The 19958-nt window shown below is 71.4% G+C and carries 16 protein-coding genes and 1 pseudogene; 10 read left to right on the top strand and 7 right to left on the bottom strand.

The genetic code is table 11. From position 1 onward, the window contains the following. The 3 genes from ACGFH8_RS27370 to ACGFH8_RS27360 form a co-directional block, all read right to left on the bottom strand. The coding region (locus tag ACGFH8_RS27370) for a transposase (protein ID WP_393372417.1) at positions 1 to 677 on the bottom strand (677 nt) is incomplete at its 3' end. A gap of 226 nt (positions 678 to 903) precedes the next feature. Beyond that, the gene (locus ACGFH8_RS27365; protein ID WP_393372415.1) at positions 904 to 1464 is read right to left on the bottom strand and encodes a hypothetical protein; all 561 of its coding nucleotides are present in this window, start codon (positions 1462 to 1464) and stop codon (positions 904 to 906) included. Positions 1465 to 2397: 933 nt separating this feature from the next. After that, positions 2398 to 2781: a WhiB family transcriptional regulator gene (locus ACGFH8_RS27360; protein WP_355032435.1), complete on the bottom strand. Its 384-nt coding sequence runs from the start codon at positions 2779 to 2781 to the stop codon at positions 2398 to 2400. A gap of 253 nt (positions 2782 to 3034) precedes the next feature. On the opposite strand from ACGFH8_RS27360, the gene ACGFH8_RS27355 reads away from it, so the two are divergent. Continuing rightward, on the top strand, positions 3035 to 3853 hold the full coding sequence (locus ACGFH8_RS27355; protein WP_393372412.1) for a response regulator transcription factor: 819 nt from the start codon (positions 3035 to 3037) through the stop codon (positions 3851 to 3853). Positions 3854 to 3885: 32 nt separating this feature from the next. Here ACGFH8_RS27355 and ACGFH8_RS27350 read toward each other — a convergent pair whose 3' ends face one another. Continuing rightward, complete coding sequence (locus ACGFH8_RS27350) at positions 3886 to 4305, bottom strand: DUF5319 domain-containing protein (RefSeq protein WP_393372409.1); 420 nt, start codon at positions 4303 to 4305, stop codon at positions 3886 to 3888. Between the two features lie 185 nt (positions 4306 to 4490). On the opposite strand from ACGFH8_RS27350, the gene guaB reads away from it, so the two are divergent. The 4 genes from guaB to ACGFH8_RS27330 all read left to right on the top strand — a co-directional run bounded on the left by guaB (position 4491) and on the right by ACGFH8_RS27330 (position 10320). After that, on the top strand, positions 4491 to 6053 hold the full coding sequence (gene guaB, locus ACGFH8_RS27345; protein ID WP_393372407.1) for an IMP dehydrogenase: 1563 nt from the start codon (positions 4491 to 4493) through the stop codon (positions 6051 to 6053). Positions 6054 to 6083: 30 nt separating this feature from the next. Continuing rightward, on the top strand, positions 6084 to 7202 hold the full coding sequence (locus tag ACGFH8_RS27340; protein ID WP_393372404.1) for a GuaB3 family IMP dehydrogenase-related protein: 1119 nt from the start codon (positions 6084 to 6086) through the stop codon (positions 7200 to 7202). Between the two features lie 149 nt (positions 7203 to 7351). Then, positions 7352 to 8767, top strand: a complete 1416-nt coding sequence (locus tag ACGFH8_RS27335; protein WP_393372403.1) for a M1 family metallopeptidase — start codon at positions 7352 to 7354, stop codon at positions 8765 to 8767. 98 nt (positions 8768 to 8865) lie between these two features. Beyond that, on the top strand, positions 8866 to 10320 hold the full coding sequence (locus ACGFH8_RS27330) for a M1 family metallopeptidase (RefSeq protein ID WP_393372400.1): 1455 nt from the start codon (positions 8866 to 8868) through the stop codon (positions 10318 to 10320). A gap of 6 nt (positions 10321 to 10326) precedes the next feature. On the opposite strand, the gene ACGFH8_RS27325 is transcribed toward ACGFH8_RS27330, so the two are convergent. Then, the gene (locus ACGFH8_RS27325) at positions 10327 to 11445 is read right to left on the bottom strand and encodes an LCP family protein (protein WP_393372397.1); all 1119 of its coding nucleotides are present in this window, start codon (positions 11443 to 11445) and stop codon (positions 10327 to 10329) included. 145 nt (positions 11446 to 11590) lie between these two features. Here ACGFH8_RS27325 and ACGFH8_RS27320 point away from each other — a divergent pair, with 145 nt between their 5' ends. Then, complete coding sequence (locus ACGFH8_RS27320; RefSeq protein ID WP_393372394.1) at positions 11591 to 13288, top strand: FAD-dependent oxidoreductase; 1698 nt, start codon at positions 11591 to 11593, stop codon at positions 13286 to 13288. Here ACGFH8_RS27320 and ACGFH8_RS27315 read toward each other — a convergent pair. Continuing rightward, positions 13285 to 13740: a GNAT family N-acetyltransferase gene (locus ACGFH8_RS27315; protein WP_393372391.1), complete on the bottom strand. Its 456-nt coding sequence runs from the start codon at positions 13738 to 13740 to the stop codon at positions 13285 to 13287. The genes ACGFH8_RS27320 and ACGFH8_RS27315 overlap by 4 nt on opposite strands. A gap of 146 nt (positions 13741 to 13886) precedes the next feature. On the opposite strand from ACGFH8_RS27315, the gene guaA reads away from it, so the two are divergent. Further along, the gene (gene guaA / locus ACGFH8_RS27310) at positions 13887 to 15443 is read left to right on the top strand and encodes a glutamine-hydrolyzing GMP synthase (protein ID WP_393372389.1); all 1557 of its coding nucleotides are present in this window, start codon (positions 13887 to 13889) and stop codon (positions 15441 to 15443) included. Between the two features lie 109 nt (positions 15444 to 15552). Here guaA and ACGFH8_RS27305 read toward each other — a convergent pair. After that, positions 15553 to 15858 (bottom strand): annotated as a pseudogene (locus ACGFH8_RS27305) (PspC domain-containing protein); the annotation flags it as partial. A 143-nt stretch (positions 15859 to 16001) separates the two neighbouring features. On the opposite strand from ACGFH8_RS27305, the gene ACGFH8_RS27300 reads away from it, so the two are divergent. From ACGFH8_RS27300 to ACGFH8_RS27290, 3 genes are all read left to right on the top strand, one after another. Next, positions 16002 to 16952 carry an NUDIX hydrolase gene (locus ACGFH8_RS27300; protein WP_393372386.1) on the top strand — a complete coding sequence of 317 codons (951 nt, stop codon included), beginning with the start codon at positions 16002 to 16004 and terminating at the stop codon, positions 16950 to 16952. A 725-nt stretch (positions 16953 to 17677) separates the two neighbouring features. Continuing rightward, positions 17678 to 18640 (top strand): NUDIX hydrolase, encoded by a 963-nt coding sequence (locus tag ACGFH8_RS27295; protein WP_393372383.1) that lies wholly within the window; start codon positions 17678 to 17680, stop codon positions 18638 to 18640. Positions 18641 to 18986: 346 nt separating this feature from the next. After that, positions 18987 to 19925 carry a CDP-alcohol phosphatidyltransferase family protein gene (locus ACGFH8_RS27290; RefSeq protein ID WP_393372380.1) on the top strand — a complete coding sequence of 313 codons (939 nt, stop codon included), beginning with the start codon at positions 18987 to 18989 and terminating at the stop codon, positions 19923 to 19925. Positions 19926 to 19958: the final 33 nt, after the last annotated feature.

The following is a 19958-nucleotide window of genomic DNA, read 5'->3' as shown; positions in this document are numbered from 1 at the left end:
ACGGCCCGGTCAGCGACCTCGGCCGGCCGGTCAGCGATACGCAGGTTCACCCAGGGCCGAGCCGAACGCACCGCCCCAGCGCTTGCCGCCCGACGACGGCGAGCGGCCCGCCCCGATCGCAACGCCACCTGCCGCGTCAACTCCGCACGCAGATTGCCCCGCGCCTGCAGGTAGATCGCCTGGTAAATCGTCTCGTGCGACACCCACATCTCCGGCGTGTCCGGGAACTGCACCCGCAGCCGAGCACTGATCTGCTGCGGCGAACGACGTCGTCGCAGCATATCCAGCACCATCTGACGCAACGGCCCGTCAACAGCCAACCGCGGCACCCGCCCGGACCGGTTATGCCGCAGAAACGACGCCCACTGCGCCATCAACGGCTGATACCGCTGCCCATAGCGCTCGAACCGACCTACCTCCCGCGAGATCGTCGACGCCGACCGCTCCAACCTTTCCGCGATCGACCGCAACGACTCACCCGCAGCCCGACCCAACCCGATCTGCTCCCGCTCCAGCGGGCTCAACCTCGACGCCATAACCACCCCAACGAAGATCACGGAAGGGTGTTGCAACCACCAGTTGAGCCCGCCGGCGTAACGGAAACTGTCCAAGATCTCCTCGCAGTCGCCAATCGGGCGGGGGTAGTGCCGGGTAGCGGGCGCGTCGCCATTCGTCATGCCGGCCAGACCCGGAAACGCCGCTGGCCGGCACCCCGAGTTACGGGGCGCCGGCCAGCGGTCGGTGTCATGTGGTCGTGCTGCGGTGGTGCCGTGCGATGGTGCGGTGCGGTGGTGCCGGCGGTGGTGCGGTGCGGTCGTGCGGTGCGGTGCGGTGCGGTGTGGTCGTGCGGTGGTGCGGTGGTGCGGTGGTGCGGTGCGGTGCGGTGGTGTGGTCGTTCGGTGGTCAGCTGTTCCAGTGCTGGTTGACGAGGTCGGTGGCCTGCTGCTCCCACTGGGCGTAGGCGTCGGGGTAGGCGGAGACCTGGACGGTCTGCGCGGCGTCGGTCAGCGGCATGTCCTGCCAGCCGTCGACCTGACGCAGGCCCTTGAGGAACGCGGTGGTGGAGTACTCCGGGTTGGTGATCTGCTCCGGCGTGCCCCAACCACTGGACGGGCGTTGCTGGAACAGGCCCAGCGAGTCGTGGTCGTTGGCGTCGCCGAGGTGGCCCAGGTTCTCCAGCTTCGACTCCTGCAGGCTCGTCGCGATCGAGATGACCGCGGCGCGCTCGGGCAGGCCGGCCTTCTTCGTGGCGGCGATGATCGCCTTGACGTTCGCGGTCTGCTCATCGTTCAGGGAGATGTGCGACTGGTCGCCCTGCGGCTTCGGCGCGGTGGTCTGCACCGTGGCGGCGGTCGGCTTGGTGTCGACCGGGTTGGCGTGGGCGGCGATCGGGCCGGCGAAGACACCACCGGCGAACGCGAGACCAGCAACGGACAGCACGCTCTTACGCATGATCGTGTTCATGGGGGTAGCTCCTTCGGGGGTAGGAACACCCGCGCCACGCCGATCGGGGAAACGGCGGTCACGGGTGTGAGCACCTCGTCCGGCGCTGCACGTTCAAAAAGGGAAAGTCTTGGGGTACGCGACCGGCAAGCCCGGAGACTCACGGCGCCCGGAGGGCGGCGACCTACAAGCGGGGGCTCGTGGCACCCAGGGTCGGCGACCTACAAGCGAGGGCTCGTGGCGCCGGGTCCATCTGTAACGACCGAGGGGCCGGGGTCATTCCGGGGCGGCCCATCCCGTGGCACCCGATGGAGCGGGGTGCTCGGCGGAGTCTTTAACGACCGCGCCGAGAGGGGCTCACGGCGTCGGGGTCGGCGCCTACAAGCGGGGCTTGTGGTGCCGGGTGCATCTGCAACGACGGGGCGCGGGTCGGCATTCCAACCTGCTGGGCCAGCATCCCCAACCATGTGGGACAGGGCGGCACGTCGTGCTGCGATCGTCAGAGTGTGTAACGACCCTGGCCTGGCCACGATTCCGACCCACGGGTGCGACCGGTCACAGGATGAACGCCCCATACACGCAGAGCCTAGGGCCTACCCTGATCCTGAACCTCCCAGACCGGACAAAACACCCCAAGCCGCTTATTGCCGCTTGCCTCCTGAGTCGCGCGCTCGGCTTGATCCACTCGGTGTCATTGACATCGGGCTGTCCGGGTGGGCGGGATGCCCCGATGTCATTGACCCCGAGTTGATCACGACGATACCGGCGGTCGGTCACGACAGGGTGCCGGTGGAGCGCGACGGCGCCGGTGGTCGAGCACGACGGCGCCGGTGGTCGAGCACGACGGCGCCGGTGGTCGAGCACCGGCACGGACCGGCGTGTGGCTCGTGGGATTTGACCGCGCGACACGAAACCGCGCCTCCGGGGCGGAGGCGCGGTTCGGGACGTGTGGGGTCAGGCGACGTGGCGTTGGGCCGGGACTGTCGACTTGTGTGGGCGGCCCAGTCGGGCTTCCAGTCGTGCGACGTCGACTCGGGCGTGCCGGCGGTCGGCCAGGTCCTCCCAGCCGACGGCGAGCAGTCGGAGTCGCTCCGACTCGCTGAAGCCGCCCCAGACGCCGTAGGGCTCGCGGACCGACAGGGCGTGCGCGGCGCACTCCGCTCGGACCGGGCAGGCGCGACAGACTGCCTTGGCGGCCGACTCGCGACGCAGTCGGGAGGAGCCTCGTTCGCCGTCGGGGTGGAAGAACTGGGCGCTGTCCCGGCCTCGGCAGGCACCGAGTCGCTGCCAGTCCCAGAGATCGACGATGGGTCCGGGCAGTCTACGTACGTTCGACATCAGCACCCCTCCTCCCGCGCGGCTCCGCGAGAATCCATGTGGCCGGCATCCGGGCGGCGGGCCGCGCAGGCGCACCGTTCCCGGCCTGGACCTCCCGGTACCCGGACTGTTGACGGCTCACACGTCTGTGATCGAAAGCGTCCTAGAAATTGCGGCTTTTGCCCCAACTGTCGGAAAAGTTCGAAGGATTGCCGGGAACCCCCTCCCCAGCCGACCCCGTCATGGTCTGCTCGTTGGCGGAGAGGAGACCACAGTGCGTACCGTTCTTGTGTGCGTTCGGACACCACTCGCGGCCCAGCACCTTACTTCTGCTGCCGCGCGCCTGGGGTTGTCCGCAATCGTTCGTACCGCCGTCTCCGATCCTGAGGTGATGCTGCGGCTCGCCGAGCGACCGGCTGACGTGGTGCTGGCCGACACGGCCCTCACCCGGCCGGACAGCGCCGGCTTCGTCCGGCGGGTGCTGGCCCGCGCGCCGCAGGCCGCGGTGCTGTTGCTCGGCACCGAGGAGTCCGAGGCGGCGGCGGCAACCATCAGCGCCGGGGCCCGGGGCCTTATCCAGAATGTCGACCACGACCTGACCAGCGCGGTGGCGAAGGCGTTGCTGCTGCTCACCGCGCCCGGACGGGCGTCCCGGCAGCGGATCACCGATCCGGCCCGGGACGCCGCGGCAGTGGGTGGCTCCGGTCGCTCGGGGCCGTCACCGCGTGGTTCCGGCGATCCCGGCTGGGCGGCCACGCCCGGCGAGGGGCAGGCGGGTGTGCCGTCGGTGCCGGTGCAGCGGGGTGACGACGAGGCCGAGGCGGCGAACGGCGAGTCGTCGGCGGACCAGGCCGATGCGACCCGATCCGCTCCGAACGCCCGGCCCAGTCGGGCGTCGATCGGGCTCACCGAGCGCGAGCTTCAGGTGCTGCTCGGCATGGCCGAGGGCAAGAGCAACGCGGAGATCGGTCGGGAGCTGTTCGTGTCGGAGGACACCGTCAAGACGCACGCCCGCCGGTTGTTCCGCAAGCTTGGCGCTCGGGACCGGGCGCACGCGGTGGCAGCGGGTTTCCGAGCCGGCCTGGTCGCCTGAGGCGGGCCGCGGTCACTCCGCGACCGCCGCGGTCACTCCGTGGCGGTGGGGGTGCCCGGCTCGTCGTCGGTGCCCTCGGTCAGGGTGTCGTGCACCCCGTCGGCGTACCCCCGGGCGTAGTCCCAGGTCACGTAGTGATCCGGGTCGGGGTCGTACGCGGGCTCGTGCACCCGGGGCCGACCGGAGTTGAGCAGGTGCCGGAGGTTGCCGCGGAGCAGGTCCCAGTCGAAGTAGTGCGGCTCCCGGCAGTCCTCGCATTCGATCACCAGGCCGCGAACCCCGATCGGGGCCAGCAGAGCCTGGTATATCTCCAGGTCGGCGAGGTCTTCCAGCACATCCTGCCGCTCGACGTCGGTCAGCGGATCCGGCGTCGCGTCATCGCCCGGGTCATCCAGACCCGCGGTCGGATCGGCCGGGTCGCCGTTGAACGGGTCGATGGGCTCGTCGTGCACCCCCTCACCGTAGACCCAACGCGGCGCGAACGTCCGCCCCCCGGCCTTGCGCCGGCCCGGCCTGCCACGGACGGGTCGCCCAGCTCACTGGGTACGATGAGGCGACGTGCCGGCACCGTGGCGCGCTCCGGTGCCCGCCCGCGCCACCTCGCTGAAGCCCATCCGAGCAGCTCAGGGGAGCAATCGTGGAAAATTCGCCCAGCACCGATCTTCCGGCCGGCGGCGAGCACGCCGACCTGGGCGGCCACCTGCCCGAGCTGCCGGCCGGCTCCGCGCGGGTGGTTCCGCTCGGCCTCACCTTCGACGACGTGCTGTTGCAGCCGGGCGAGTCGGACGTGGTGCCCAGCCGGGTCAACACCCGGACGAAGCTCACCCGCAACATCGAGCTGTCCATTCCGCTGCTGTCCAGCGCGATGGACACGGTGACCGAGGCCCGGATGGCGATCGCCATGGCCCGCCAGGGCGGCATCGGCGTGTTGCACCGCAACCTCTCCCTGGAGGACCAGGCGCTCCAGGTCGACCTGGTCAAGCGGTCCGAGTCCGGCATGATCACCAACCCGGTGACCGCCAGCCCGGACGACACGCTGCGCGAGGTCGACGAGCTGTGCGGGCGCTACCGCATCTCCGGCGTTCCGGTGGTGGACGGCGACGGTCAGTTGGTCGGCATCGTCACCAACCGCGACATGCGGTTCGTCTCGGAGCCGAACACTCCGGTCCGCGAGATCATGACCCACACCCCGCTGATCACCGCCCGGGTCGGCGTGAGCAAGGACGACGCTCTGGCGCTGCTGCGCCAGCACAAGGTCGAGAAGCTGCCGATCGTCGACGACTCGGGCCGGCTGCGTGGCCTGATCACTGTCAAGGACTTCACCAAGAGCGAGCAGTACCCGGACGCCAGCAAGGACGACGCCGGCCGCCTCCGGGTCGCCGCCGCCATCGGTGTGGGTGAGGACGCGTACAAGCGGGCCCGCGCTCTCGTCGACGCCGGCGTCGACGTGCTGATCGTGGACACCGCGCACGGTCACCAGCGGGCCGTGCTGGACATGGTCCGCCGGCTCAAGGCCGACGTCGCGGTCGACATCATGGGCGGCAACGTCGCCACGTACGCGGGCGCGAAGGCGCTCGTCGACGCCGGTGCCGACGGCGTCAAGGTGGGCGTGGGACCGGGCGCGATCTGCACCACCCGGATCGTCGCCGGGGTCGGCGTGCCGCAGGTGACCGCGATCATGGAGGCGGCTCGGGCCGCCCGCCCGGCCGGCGTGCCGGTGATCGGCGACGGCGGCATCCAGTATTCCGGCGACATCGCCAAGGCCCTGGTGGCCGGCGCCGACACGGTGATGCTCGGCAGCCTGCTGGCCGGCTGCGAGGAGAGCCCCGGCGAGCTGATCTTCGTCAACGGCAAGCAGTTCAAGACGTACCGCGGGATGGGGTCGCTCGGCGCGATGCAGTCCCGGGGCCAGGCCAAGTCGTACAGCAAGGACCGCTACTTCCAGCAGGACGTGCTCAGCGACGACAAGCTGGTCCCGGAGGGCGTGGAAGGCCAGGTGCCCTACCGGGGGCCGCTCTCCCGGGTGGCGCACCAGTTGGTCGGCGGGTTGCGGCTTGCCATGGGATACGCCGGTGCGGAGAACATCCCCGATCTGCACCGCCGAGGCCAGCTCATCCGGATCACCGCGGCCGGGCTGAAGGAGAGCCACCCGCACGACATCCAGATGACCGTCGAGGCGCCCAACTACCACACCCGCTGATCCAACACCCCCAACCACCTGGAGTCCCCCATGCGTGACGTGGTCGAGATCGGGCTGGGCAAGACCGCGCAGCGCGGCTACCACCTGGACGACATCGCCATCGTGCCGAGCCGCCGCACCCGGGACGTCGACGACGTGTCGACCTCCTGGCAGCTCGACGCGTACCCGTTCGGCATTCCGTGTGTCGGCCACCCCTCCGACGCCACCATGAGCCCGTCGTCGGCGGTGCGGCTCGGTCAGCTCGGCGGTCTCGGCGTGCTCAACGTCGAGGGTCTGTGGACCCGCTACGAGAACCCGACGAAGGTGCTGGACGAGCTGGCCGGCCTCGACGAGGAGGCCCGCGCCACCAAGCGGCTCCAGGAGGTGTACGCGGAGCCGATCCGTCCGGACCTGATCGCCGAGCGGGTGCGTGAGCTGCGTGCCGGTGGTGGCACGGTGGCGGTGCGGGTCTCACCGCAGCACACGCTGGCGCTGGCCCCGGTGATCCTGGACGCCGGGGTGGACATCCTGGTCATCCAGGGCACCATCGTCTCGGCCGAGCACGTGTCGACCACCGACGAGCCGTTGAACCTCAAGGAGTTCATCGCCGACCTCGACCTGCCGGTGATCGTCGGTGGCTGCACGGACTACAAGACCGCGCTGCACCTGATGCGTACCGGCGCGGCCGGGGTGATCGTGGGCATCGGCGGCGACGAGTGGTCGACGACCGAGTCGGTGCTCGGCATCCGGGTGCCGATGGCCTCCGCGATCGCCGACGCCGCGGCGGCCCGTCGCGACTACCTCGACGAGACCGGCGGCCGGTACGTGCACCTGATCGCCGACGGTGACATCCAGACGTCCGGCGACATCGCCAAGGCGCTCGGCTGCGGCGCGGACGCGGTGATGCTCGGTGAGCCGCTGTCGCTCTGCGAGGAGGCGCCCGCCGGTGGTGCCTGGTGGCACTCGGCGGCGAGTCACCCGTCGCTGCCCCGGGGCGCGTTCGAGGTGGCCGGTGACCCGCTCGGGTCGATGGAGGAGCTGCTCTTCGGTCCTGCGGACGAGGCCGACGGCCAGCTCAACCTGTTCGGTGGGTTGCGTCGGGCGATGGCCAAGTGCGGTTACCGCGACCTGAAGGAGTTCCAGAAGGTCGGCCTGGTCCTCGACCGCTGACCGATTCGTCAGACACCGGAAGGCCGGCCCGGCGTGATGCGGGGTCGGCCTTCGGTGCGTTGCGCCGGGAATCCAACAAAGGCCGGTCGCCCGGTCGGCGCCGCTGGCTACGCTCGTCCTGATCGGGACCCCGGGCGGGAGGAGTCAGCATGGTCCGGACCGGACGGACGCGCGCCGGCACCCGGCTGGCCACCGCGCTGACCTGCGTCATCGGGCTGGTGTTGGCCGGTTGTACGGGCGAGCAGCGGGACGGTTTCCGGCCCGGCGCGGCCGACGCCGGTGACCCGTACGTGCCGGGGCGCGGCAACGGTGGCTACGACGTCACCCACTACGGCCTGGACGTCCGCTACGACCCGTCGACCGATCGGCTGACCGGTCGAGCCGTCATCACCGCCGCGGCCACCCAGGACCTGTCCCGGTTCAATCTGGACCTGGCCGGCCTGACCGTCAACGCCGTCCGGGTGGGCGACGCGCGGGCCGACCACCGCCGCGACGACGGCGAGTTGGTGGTGACCCCGCGCGACGGCCTCCCGCGTGGCCAGCAGTTCACCGTGACCGTCGACTACGCGGGCGTGCCCACCGCCGTCGTGGACGGGTCGTTGGGCAGCGGCGGCTTCCTGCACACCGCCGACGGCGCGGTCGCGCTCGGCCAACCCGACTCGGCGGCCACCTGGTTCCCGGTCAACGACCACCCGTCGGACAAGGCCAGCTACGACCTGGCGGTGACCGTCCCGGACGGCCTGGCCGCGCTGAGCAACGGAGTGCCCGGGCCGAAGACCAGCGCCGACGGCTGGACCACCTGGCACTGGTCGGAGCGCACCCCGATGGCCAGCTACCTGACCACGCTTGTGATCGGCGACTACCGGGTGGTCACCGGCACGCACGCCGGCCGGCCGATGGTCACCGCGGTGGCGGCGAGCCTGCCCCCGACCGGCGGCGCGGCCAGCTCCCTGGCCCGCACCGGTGCGATCGCCGACTTCCTGGCCAGTCGCTTCGGCCCGTACCCGTTCGACTCGTACGGCGGGATCGTGGTCGCCGACGACCGGATCTCCTACGCGCTGGAAACCCAGTCCCGCCCGGTCTACGGGCCGGCGTTCTTTCCCGACGGGCGGCCCAACCCGAGCGTCGTGGCGCACGAGTTGGCGCACCAGTGGTTCGGCGACAGCGTGTCGGTGGGCAGGTGGAGCGACATCTGGCTGAACGAGGGCTTCGCCAGCTACGCCGAGTGGCTGTGGGAGGAACACGACGGCGGCCGGACCGCCCAGCGCAACTTCGAGCTTCAGTACGCGGCGACCGACTGGTCGCAGCCGTCGGTCGAGCCGGGCCGGGAGCGGATGTTCGGCACCGCCGTCTACAAGCGCGGGGCGCTGGCCGTGCACGCGTTGCGCCGGACCGTCGGTGACGACGTGTTCTTCCGCATCCTGCGGACCTGGACCACCGAGCGGGCGGCGGCCAACGCGACCACCGCAGACCTCGTCGCGCTTGCCGAGCGGGTGGCGGGTCGGCAGCTCCGGCCGCTCTTCGACGCCTGGTTGGTGGGTGGTTCGGCGCCCACACTGCCGTGACGGGGCGGTGATGGCCTGTCGATATGCTGCCGCCCGGGGACGGCGGGGACCGGCCCGCTCGCGGGGAGCGGCGTAGGCCGTCACGGGGAGGGTGTGGGATGCGGGTGACGCGGCGCAGACTGCGGATGGGCGCGGCTCTGCTGGCGACCGGGGCACTCGTACTGTCCGGATGCGACTCGACCGGCACCGGGGCCGCGCCGTCACCGAGCGCGTCGCCGTCGCCGTCGCGGACGTTCACCGCGGGTGCGCCGGGGGCCGGCGACGCCTACTTCCCGAGCTACGGCAACGGCGGCTACGACGTCGCGCGGTACGTGGTCAAGGTGCGTTACGACCCGGCGAAGGACCGACTGACAGGTACGACGAGCGTGCAGGCCACCGCGACGGCGGACCTGTCGACGTTCAACCTCGACCTCGCCGGCCTCACCGTCACCGCGGTCACCGTGAACGGTGCGCCGGCCACACACCGCCGGGAGCGGAACGAGCTGGTGATCAAGCCCGCCTCCGGCCTGGTCAACGGCAACGGGTTCGTCGCCGAGATCGCCTACGAGGGCGTGCCGAAGCCGCTGCGGAACGAGACCCTCGGTACGGGTGGATTCCTGCACACCCCCGATGGCGCCATCGCGCTGGGGCAGCCGGAGTCGGCCAGCACCTGGTTCCCGGTCAACGACCACCCGTCCGACAAGGCCGCGTACGACTTCGAGATCACCGTTCCCGACGGTCTCACCGCGGTCAGCAACGGCGTTCCCGGTGGCAAGGCCAGCACGGCCGGGTGGACCACCTGGAAGTGGTCGGAGAAGTCGCCGATGGCCAGCTACCTGAGCACGCTCGTGATCGGCGAGTTCCGGGTCACCACGGCCACGCACCGGGGCAAGCCGGTCTACAGCGCGGTCGCGATCGCGGCGAACGGTTCCGCGGACTCGTCGATCGCCGAGACCACGAAGGTCGCCGACTACCTGGAGACCCTGTTCGGGCCGTACCCGTTCGACGCGTACGGCGGTGTGGTGATCGCGGACAACCGGATCTCCTACGCGCTGGAGACGCAGAGCCGCCCGGTCTACTCGGCGGGATTCTTCGCGAGCGGTGTGAACACCGAGGTGGTCGCCCACGAGCTGGCGCACCAGTGGTTCGGGGACAGTGTCTCCCTGGGCACCTGGGAGGACATCTGGCTCAACGAGGGCTTCGCGACGTACGCGGAGTGGCTCTGGGCCGAGCACACCAGGAAGTCCACGGCCAAGGAGGAGTTCGACAGCCGGTACGCCGGGGCGTCGGCGAAGGTGTGGAAGACGCCGCCGGGCAAGCCGGGGGCGAAGGAGCTGTTCAGCGAGTCGGTCTACCAGCGTGGGGCGATGACGCTGCACGCCCTGCGGGTGTCCGTCGGCGACAAGGCGTTCTTCGAGATCGTCAAGACCTGGGCGGCGGAGAAGCGCAACGGCACCGCCAGCACTGCCGAGTTCGTGGCGCTCGCCGAACGCGTCTCCGGCAAGCAGCTCGACGCGGTCTTCGCCGCCTGGCTCTACGGCACCACGAAGCCGGCCCTGCCCAAGCGGCTCTGACCGGGGTCAGTTCCGGACGACCAGGGTGGGGTTCGCGGCGAGGTAGGCGTCGGCGCGGCCGGCACGGAGTTCGCTGATGAACTTCCGGCCGACGGTGGTGAGCTGTTCGCCGCGGTAGGCGCTGCCCTTGCCGACACCGGAACCGGGCAGGCCGACAAGCGTGAAGCGGTTCTCCGGCACCCCACTCACGGCGTACGCGATGTCCACGATCCGACGTCCGCCCACGTACACGAGGGTGTCGCCGAGGGCGGCGACCACCTGGTCGACCCGCTCCGGTTGCCGGGCCAGGCCCTCGTCCAGGATCTTGCGGGTCAGCGCCTTGACGAGCTGCTGCTGGTGCCGCTGCCGGGCGTAGTCGCCGCCGGTGATGTAGCGCTGCCGCGCGTAGTCGAGCGCCTGCCAGCCGTTGAGGTGCTGGTTGCCCTTCTCGTAGACCTGCTGGGGCCCGGTGTATCCGCCGGGCGCGCTCTCCCGGTACTTGCCGTCCGGCCGCCGGTGCAGTGAGGCGACCCGCTGGTCGACGTAGATGTCCACCCCGCCCAGCGCGTTGACCAGCCGGTCGAATCCGTTGAACGTGAGCACCGCGCCGTCGTCGATGCGCAGCCCGGTGTATCCGCTGACCGTGCTGCGCAGCAGCTCGTACCCCTGGGCGGTGCTTGGTTGTTTGGGTTTGCCCGGCACCCGGCTGCCGAAGCTCATCGCGTGGGTGAGCTTGGTCTTGCCGCCCTTGTAGCCGGCCTTCGGGAACGCGGGGATGTCGACGAGCAGGTCGCGGGGGAGCGAGAAGAGGTACGCCTGGCCCAACCCTTTGGGTACGTGCAGCACGAGCACCGCGTCCGCGTGCGGCTCCCACCCGGGGACGCTGACCCGGGTGTCCACACCGACGAGCAGCAGGTTGAGCGGGCCGGTGATGTCCGCACCGGGTGGCGGACCGCTGGGGCTCGGGGTGGGCGTCGTGACCGGCGACGGCGTCGGCGAGCCGGCGACCGGAGCGCCGCCCGGCTTGCTGTCGCCGGTCAGTCGGGTGATCACCACCGTGCCGGCCGCGATGAGCGCGACGGCGGCGAGGGCCGCCAACCCCAGCAGCAACCACCGTCGGCGCGGCGCCATCGACCCGAGGATCATCTTGGATTCCTTCCACCCGTCTGCTGAACAACGCTCCGACGGGTACCCCGGGTTGCGGCCGGAACGCGCCGGGTCGGTCGGCCGGAGCATGATCGCGCGAAAACCGCCGCTGGCGCGAGCGCTACTCGCGAGTAATGATGCGTTCATGCGGTACGACGTGGTCGTCATCGGGTCCGGCTTCGGCGGCAGTGTCACCGCGCTCCGGCTGGCCGAGAAGGGCTACTCCGTCGCCGTGCTGGAGGCCGGCCGGCGCTTCGCCGACGACGAGTTCCCGCGGACGTCCTGGCGGTTCCGCCGGTTCCTGTGGGCGCCGAAACTGGGCTGCTACGGCATTCAGCGGCTCACCCTGCTCCGCCCCGCCGACCGACGGTCCGGTGGTGGGGTGCTGGTGCTCTCCGGCGCGGGAGTGGGTGGCGGCTCACTCGTCTACGCGAACACCCTCTACGAGCCGCTGCCGGCCTTCTACGCCGACCCGCAGTGGCGGGACATCACCGACTGGCGTGCCGAGCTGGCTGGCCACTTCGACCAGGCGAAGCGGATGCTCGGCGTCACCACGTACCCCCGGGAAACCGGCGCGGACCGGGCCATGCGGGCGGTGGCCGAGCGGATGGGGGTGGGGCACACCTTCCACGCCACGCCGGTGGGCGTGCACATCGGCCGTCCCGGCCAGCGGGTCGCCGACCCGTACTTCGGGGGCGCCGGCCCGGAGCGCACCGGCTGCCTGCACTGCGGCTCGTGCATGACCGGCTGCCGGCACGGGGCGAAGAACACGCTCGTCAAGAACTACCTCTGGCTGGCCGAACGGCAGGGCGCCACGGTGCTTGCGCTGACCACGGTGACCGCCGTCCGACCGGCGACCGGCGGCGGGTACGAGGTGCGCACCGAGCGCACGGGCGCCTGGCTGCGCAAACGGCGGCAGGTGATCCACGCCGACCAGGTGGTGTTCGCCGCCGGGGCGCTCGGCACCCAACGACTGCTGCACGCGATGAGGGCCGAGGACGTGCTACCCGGGCTGTCGCCCCGCCTCGGCGAGCTGACCCGGACCAACTCCGAGGCGATCCTCGGTGCCTCGGTGTCCCGCCGACGGGCCCGCTCCGAGCGCCTGGACTACACCGAGGGGGTGGCCATCACCAGCTCGTTCCACCCCGACCCGCAGACCCACGTCGAGCCGGTCCGCTACGGGCGCGGCTCCAACGCGATGGGACTGCTCCAGACACTGCTCGTCGACGGCGGCCCGCACCGGTTGCGGCGCTGGCTGGGTGGCATCGTGCGGCAACCGCGGCTGGTGGCCCAGTTGCTGCCGGTGCGCGGCTGGTCGGAACGGACGGTGATCGCCCTGGTGATGCAGTCGGTGGACAACTCGCTGACCACCCGGTGGCGGCGCGGGACGTTCGGCCGCAGGCTGGTCACCGGTCCGGGGCACGGCACGCCCAGCCCGACCTGGATCCCCGCCGGCAACACCGCGGTCCGGCTGCTCGCCGAGGAGATCGGTGGCACCGCCGGCGGCGCGCTCACCGAGCCGTTCGACATCCCGGTGACCGCGCACATCCTGGGCGGGGCGGTGATCGGGGCGACGCCGGCCGACGGGGTGATCGACCCCTGGCACCGGGTGTACGGGCACCCGGGGCTGCACGTCGTCGACGGCGCGGCCGTCTCGGCCAACCTCGGCGTGAACCCCTCGTTGACGATCACCGCCCAGGCGGAACGAGCCATGTCCTTCTGGCCCAACAAGGGTGAGGAGGATCCCCGCCCGGCGCTCGGCTCCCCGTACCGCCGGCTCGCGCCCGTACCCCCGCACCACCCGGCGGTGCCGGCGGACGCCCCGGGCGCGCTGCGGCCTTAGGGCAGCGGCTTGCGGAGGATGTGGTTGAGCCCGAAGTCGGTCTCACTGACCCGGACGTCCTGGTAGCCCAGTCGGTGGTAGAAGCCGTGCCCCGTGATGCTGGCGCCGGTCTCCATGTGGTCGTGGCCGTCGGCGCCGGCCAACCGCTCGATGTGGCGCATGAGCCGCCGGCCGACACCCCGGCCGGCGCGGTCCGGGTCGACGAACATCGTGTAGACCTTGTTGCCGTCCCGGGAGACGGTGCCGACCACCCGCCCACCCTGCTCGGCGACGAACACCTCCCGGACGGCGGCGAGTTCGCGGAAGCGGGCCGCGTCGAAGTGCGCGCACATCCGCTCGATCAGGTCGGCCGGGTAGTCGCGGCTGTTGACCTCCCGAAGGCACCTGGCGACGAGTACGGCCAGCGGCTCGGCGTCGGTGTCTCGGAAGGGCCGTACGGTCACCTCGGTCACACCCGTCCCCTCCTCCGGCCGTCATCGCCCCGCGTCGATCTTAGGACGCCTTCCGACCGGCCGCCGCGCCCGGAGCCGTCGCCGCGGCGCACCGGAGGGCCGGCCCGTGCCCGACACGGCCGTGACTGTCGGTAGGCTTTGCGCACATGAGCCTGCCTCGCCCCGTCCTCGTGGTGGATTTCGGAGCCCAGTACGCCCAGCTCATCGCGCGCCGGGTTCGCGAGGCGAAGGTCTACTCCGAGATCGTGCCGCACTCGATGCCGATCGCCGAGATGCTGGCGAAGAACCCCGCCGCGATCATCCTCTCCGGTGGCCCGGCCAGCGTCTACGCGCCGGACGCGCCGCAGATCGACGCGGGCGTCTTCAGCGCCGACGTGCCGGTCTTCGGCATCTGCTACGGCTTCCAGGCGATGGCCCAGGCGCTCGGCGGCACGGTGGCGCGGACCGGCAACCGGGAGTACGGCGGCACGCCGCTGCGCCCCCGCCTGCTCGACCCGGGTGTGCTGCTGCGCGACCTGCCCGCGGACCTGCCGGTCTGGATGAGCCACGGCGACGCCGTGACCGAGGCGCCCGAGGGCTTCACGGTGACCGCCGAGTCGGCTGGCGCCCCGGTGGCCGCGTTCGAGGATCTGGCCGGTCGGCGTGCCGGCGTGCAGTTCCACCCGGAGGTCGGGCACACCGCGCACGGCCAGGAGATGCTGACCCGCTTCCTGTACGACATCGCCGGCATCGAGCCGACCTGGACGCCCGAGAACATCATCGACGAGCAGGTTGCCCGGATCCGCGCCCAGGTCGGCGACAAGGAGGTCATCTGCGGCCTGTCCGGCGGGGTGGATTCCGCGGTCGCCGCCGCGCTCGTGCACAAGGCGGTGGGTGACCAGCTCACCTGCGTCTTCGTCGACCACGGACTGCTGCGGGCGGGCGAGGCCGAGCAGGTGGAGAAGGACTACGTCGCCGCCACCGGCATCAAGCTGAAGGTGGTCGACGCCACCGATCGGTTCCTCGGCGCGCTGGCCGACGTGACCGACCCGGAGCAGAAGCGCAAGATCATTGGTCGGGAGTTCATCCGGGTCTTCGAGGCCGCGGCCCGCGAGATCGCCTCGCACGGCGACGTGGAGTTCCTCGTCCAGGGCACCCTCTACCCCGACGTGGTGGAGTCCGGCGGCGGCACCGGCACCGCCAACATCAAGAGCCACCACAACGTCGGCGGTCTGCCGGAGGACCTGAAGTTCGCCCTCGTCGAGCCGCTGCGCACCCTGTTCAAGGACGAGGTTCGCGCGCTCGGCCTGGAGTTGGGCCTGCCCGAGGCCATGGTCTGGCGGCACCCGTTCCCGGGCCCCGGCCTGGCCATCCGGATCATCGGCGCGGTCAACCAGGAGCGCCTCGACCTGCTCCGCGAGGCGGACCTGATCGCCCGCGAGGAGTTGACCGCCGCCGGCCTGGACCGGGGCGTCTGGCAGTTCCCGGTGGTGCTGCTCGCCGACGTGCGCAGCGTCGGTGTGCAGGGAGACGGGCGCAGCTACGGGCATCCCGTGGTGCTGCGACCCGTCTCCAGCGAGGACGCGATGACCGCCGACTGGTCACGACTGCCCTACGAGGTCGTTGCTCGGATCTCCACCCGGATCACCAACGAGGTGGCCGAGGTCAACCGGGTGGTGCTGGACGTGACGAGCAAGCCGCCGGGCACCATCGAGTGGGAGTGAGCGCCGCTCACGCGGCCGGCGGCGGGCTGCTGTCGTGCGGGTTGTGCGGCGGGCTCGGCGGCGCGTCGAACGGGGTCGTCGGCGGGTAGGGCGTCGTCGGGGCGTACCCCGGCATCGGCCCGCCCGGCGCGGGCCCGGCGGTCGGCGGCGGGCCCGCGTGCGGCGCGACGCCCGCCGAGTGCGGCCAGGCCGGCGCGCCGGTGGGCTCCTCGGGCATCAGAAACCACATGATCGGGTACGCGAGCAGCGCGAGCCCGCCGGTGAGCAGGCCGGTGACCGCGAAGGCCACCCGGACCAGTGTGGGATCGACGGCGAAGTAGCGGCCGACGCCGCTCGCGACCCCCGCGACCATGCGGTCGGTGGTGGGTCGACGGAGCTGCTTGTACGGGGCGTGGGGAGCGGTGGTCGATGTCATACCCCAACGGTCCGCGTCGCTGCCCTCCCCGCCCTCGGTGACCGCCCGGATCCTTACCCTGACCAATCCCTGATCGGGGCCAGACAGTCAGGAATCCGACTCTTTTCCGTTCCGGTAACCCGGCCCGGGGAGAATTTGCTTCCGTGACCACCTTGCTGGAGCCGCTCCGCAGGATCGCGGCATACGCAGTCTGTGCTGATACGACAGGCCGAGTCCTGCTGGTTCGCGCCTCGGAGCGCTCCGGCACCCCCGGCACGTGGTCCCTGCCCGGCGGGGCGGTCGACCACGGCGAGGACCCCCACCACACGGTGGTCCGCGAAACCGCCGCCGAGACCGGCCTCTCGGTCGCCGTCTCGGGCCTGGCCGACGTCCTCGCCGACATGCGGGCGCTGCCCGAACGCCGCATCACCATCCACACCGACCGGCTGATCTACCGGGTGGCGGTCCGTGGCGGCACCCTCGCCGACCGGGTCGGCGAGCGGCCCACCGACCTCGCCCGCTGGTACACCCTCGACGAGGCGAGCGAGCTGCCGCTGCGCTCGTTCACCGCGCGTGCCCTCGGGTTGCCCGCGTCCTCGGCCGACGTGGTGCCCGACGAGGCCCCCGAGTTCCCCTCCTTCTACGCGGTGCCCGGTCCGGACGGGCTGCACCGGGCGCAGCGCTTCGCCGCGTACGCGGTCTGCACCGACCCGGCCGGCCGGGTGCTGCTGACCAGGGTTTCCGACGGCTACCCGGGCGCCGGCTGCTGGCACCTGCCCGGCGGCGGCACCGACTACGGCGAGCAACCCGGCGCGGCGCTCATCCGCGAGCTGGTCGAGGAGACCGGGCAGACCGGCCGCCTGGTCGAGCTGCTCGGGGTGGCCAGCCACCGCGACGCCGCGTCGCTCGGCCCCGAGGGCTACCCGATCGACTGGCACGGTGTGCGCGCCTTCTACCGGGTCGTGGTCGACCAGCCCAACCCGCTGACCGTGGCCGACGTGGGTGGCTCCACCTGCGAAGCCCGCTGGTTCGCCCGCGAGGAGCTCGGCGCCCTCCCCACCCACCACCTCACCGAGGTGACCGCCGAAGCGGTCCAGGCCGCCCAGCTCACCTAACTCGTTCTACCTGAAGCGTGCCGCACGGCCGTGCCCGGTGGTGGCGCGTGCGTGGCTGCGTGCCCGGTGGTGGCGCGTGCGTGGTGCGTGCCCGGTGGTGGCGCGTGCGTGGCTGCGTGCCCGGTGGTGGCGTGCGGGGGCGCGTGCCCGAAGTGGTGCGCGTTCCGGGGCGGCCGGCCGGTGGTGGTGCGCGTCGGGCGGGCGCGTGTCCGGTGGTGGCGAGCGCCAGTGGACAGGTCTCCGGCGGTAGCGCTCGCTGACAGCAGCGCATCTGGCCGGGGCGCCGCGCGTTGGTTGGTGCGGCGACCATCCGGACCGTCGAGGAATGCGGGATCGCCGAGAAGGCCCACGAAGCGGCACCGACCGGATGATCGACTCGGTTTTACTGACCCCCGGGGTATCCCAAGCCCCATGACGCCCCGACATCCATGAACCCGAGTTGACCATCCCAAATCCAGTCCCCCGCAGCACAGCCGGCTGGCCACATACCCAACCTAACGCCCAAAACGGACAGCATGCTGCGCGGATCCCCGGACTCCGTCCGTCGATCATGAGGTTATTGTCAGGACACGCCGAGATAGACGGCAATAACCTCATGATCGACGGGATGGTCGGCTGGTGGGGTGGTCGGGCGGGGTGGTCGGGCGGGTCGGCTGGGCGGGTTGGTCGGGTGGGGTGGGGTGGTTGATGTTGTCGGGCGGTTGGGGGGAGCGGAGTTGGCGGGGATGGACATTCTGCGGCGGGTTGGCGTTTATGGAGTTTTGCGGGATTCGGGCCGGGTGCTGGTGGTCCGGGACGGGGTCGGGGGTGAGTTCCCGGGGATTTGGCGGCTGCCCGGTGGTGCTGTGGCGCACGCCGAGCACCCGGAGCGTGCCGTGGTCCGTGAGGTCGCCGAGCAGGTCGGGTTGACCGTGACGGTCGGTCGGCTCCGGGCGGTGGTCGCCGACGTGGTCACCTATCCGGAGGACGCCGTCGCGCTGCACACCGACCGGCTGCTGTTCGAGCTTGCCGCGAGTGACGGCGCACCGCGTGATGGCGTGCAGGGCGACGGCGTATCGCGTGTCGGTGTACTGCGTGCGGGCGTGCCGCACGACGTCGGGGGTGGCGCCGTCGACCAGGCGTGGCTCACCTCGGCCGAGGCGGCGCGGGTGCCGCTGACGCCGTTCTCCGCCGAGGTGCTCGGCCTGCCGGCCACCCCGCTGCCGACGGGAACGCGTCGGTCAGCTGCGCCGTTTCCGCCGTCGCATCCCGATCGCAGGCTGCGTTTCGGGGCGTACGGGCTGGTCACCGACCCGGCCGGGCGGATCCTGCTGACCGAGATCGCGGCCGGTTATCCCGGGGCTGGGCTGTGGCATCTCCCCGGCGGTGGGACCGATCATGGCGAGCAGCCGGCCAGCGGTCTGCTGCGGGAGTTGGTCGAGGAGGGTGGTCAGCGGGGCCGCGTGGGGGAGATCCTCGGTGTGAACAACCTGCACAATCCCGCCGCGCTCGGCCCGGAGGGCAGGCCTCTGGACTGGCACGGCGTACGGGTGATCTATCGGGTGTTGGTGGACGTACCCACCGATGCGGTGGTGACCGAATCCGCCGGTGGTTCGACGGCGCGGGCGGGTTGGTTCACCCGCGACCAGGCTCTCGACCTGCCGTTGAGCGATATCGCCGAGTGGGCAATCGGACAGGGTGGTCGATAACACGCCGCTCGATGAGCCGAGTTGGTGACCCTCCGGTACAGTCAAAGGCGGGAATGATGGAGGAACGGGCGGTGAAGCCCGAGATGGGAATAAGCGAGCGGTTCGAGCGGTTTAGCCCAGATATAAGTACCGCCGGCAGCTATCGCCAAGCCATGTCCCCCTATGCGATGGTGTACTCCGCGCAAAACGGCTGCCGGGTCACGCACGGTCCGGCACGAGACAGCCGGACACCCGCCCCGCGGCGGCCAGCCGATCCGGTGATGGAGGAAACGTGCCGAGAGCCCCATGGCGCCGGCGTCGTACTACTGACAGTCCGCGCCCCGCAGGGCGTCGCTGGGCGGGCCCGTTGCGCCGCAGCAGCACATTCGCCCGCCAGGTGCTGTTGGTCCGGGTCGGTCGCCGTGACGGTGACCTGCACGCGACCGACCTGACCCCGACCGAGCACCGGTACGCCGACCGGCAGCGCCGTCGCTACGGCCTGGACCGGCTCAGCCGTCCGGCTACGAGCGTCGGGCGAGCCGAGATCGAGGCGATCATGCCGGTCAGTCCGGCGATGCCGAGCCTGGCGCACGTCGACGAGGCCTCGGCGCGGTCGATCCCGCTGCTCCCCGGCGAGCGCACCGTCGCCCGCCGGATGAAGTTCGGCCTGGTCAACGCCTGCACGCTGGCCAGCCTGATGCTCGGCATGCTGGCCATCTTCCTGGCCATGCAGGGTGAGGTGCGGATCGCCGCGCTCTGCCTGATCGCCTGTGTCGGCTTCGACGGTCTGGACGGCGCCCTTGCCCGTCGGCTGGGCGTGGCCAGCCCGTTCGGCGCGCAGATGGACTCCCTCGCCGACATGTGCTCGTTCGGCCTCGCCGCACCTGTGGTGGTCTACGCCTCACTCGCCGGCTCGGTCTCCACGGCCGCGGCGGCGGTGGCGTGCGCACTTGTCGCGGCGTGCGCCGCGATTCGACTGGCCCGCTTCAACGTCTCGCCGAAGGACGGCCGGTTCTTCTGCGGCGTGCCCACCACGATGGCGGCCGCGGTGCTCGCGGTGACGGTGGCGATCGGCCTGCCCGTGCCCGGTGCCGTGCTTGTCGCCGGGGTCGCGCTGCTCGCCTTCGCGATGGTGTCGAGCTTCCCGTACGCCAAGCTCGCCCGCCTCGTGAAGCTGCCGCCGTGGCTGTGGTTGGCCCCGGTGATCGGCGCACTCATCGACATCCGGCTCACGTTCGCGCTGATCGTGGTGGGCTACCTGGTCAGCGGGCCGGTGCTCTGGCTGCGGCAACGTCGTACCGCCTGATTTTTCCGCAACGAGAACGGAGCGCCGCTGGTC

Source organism: Micromonospora sp. NPDC049175 (genome assembly GCF_043197345.1).
GTDB lineage: Bacteria > Actinomycetota > Actinomycetes > Mycobacteriales > Micromonosporaceae > Micromonospora.
The sequence above is the reverse complement of the archived record's forward strand: the minus strand, read 5'-3'. Positions and strand labels throughout refer to the sequence as shown.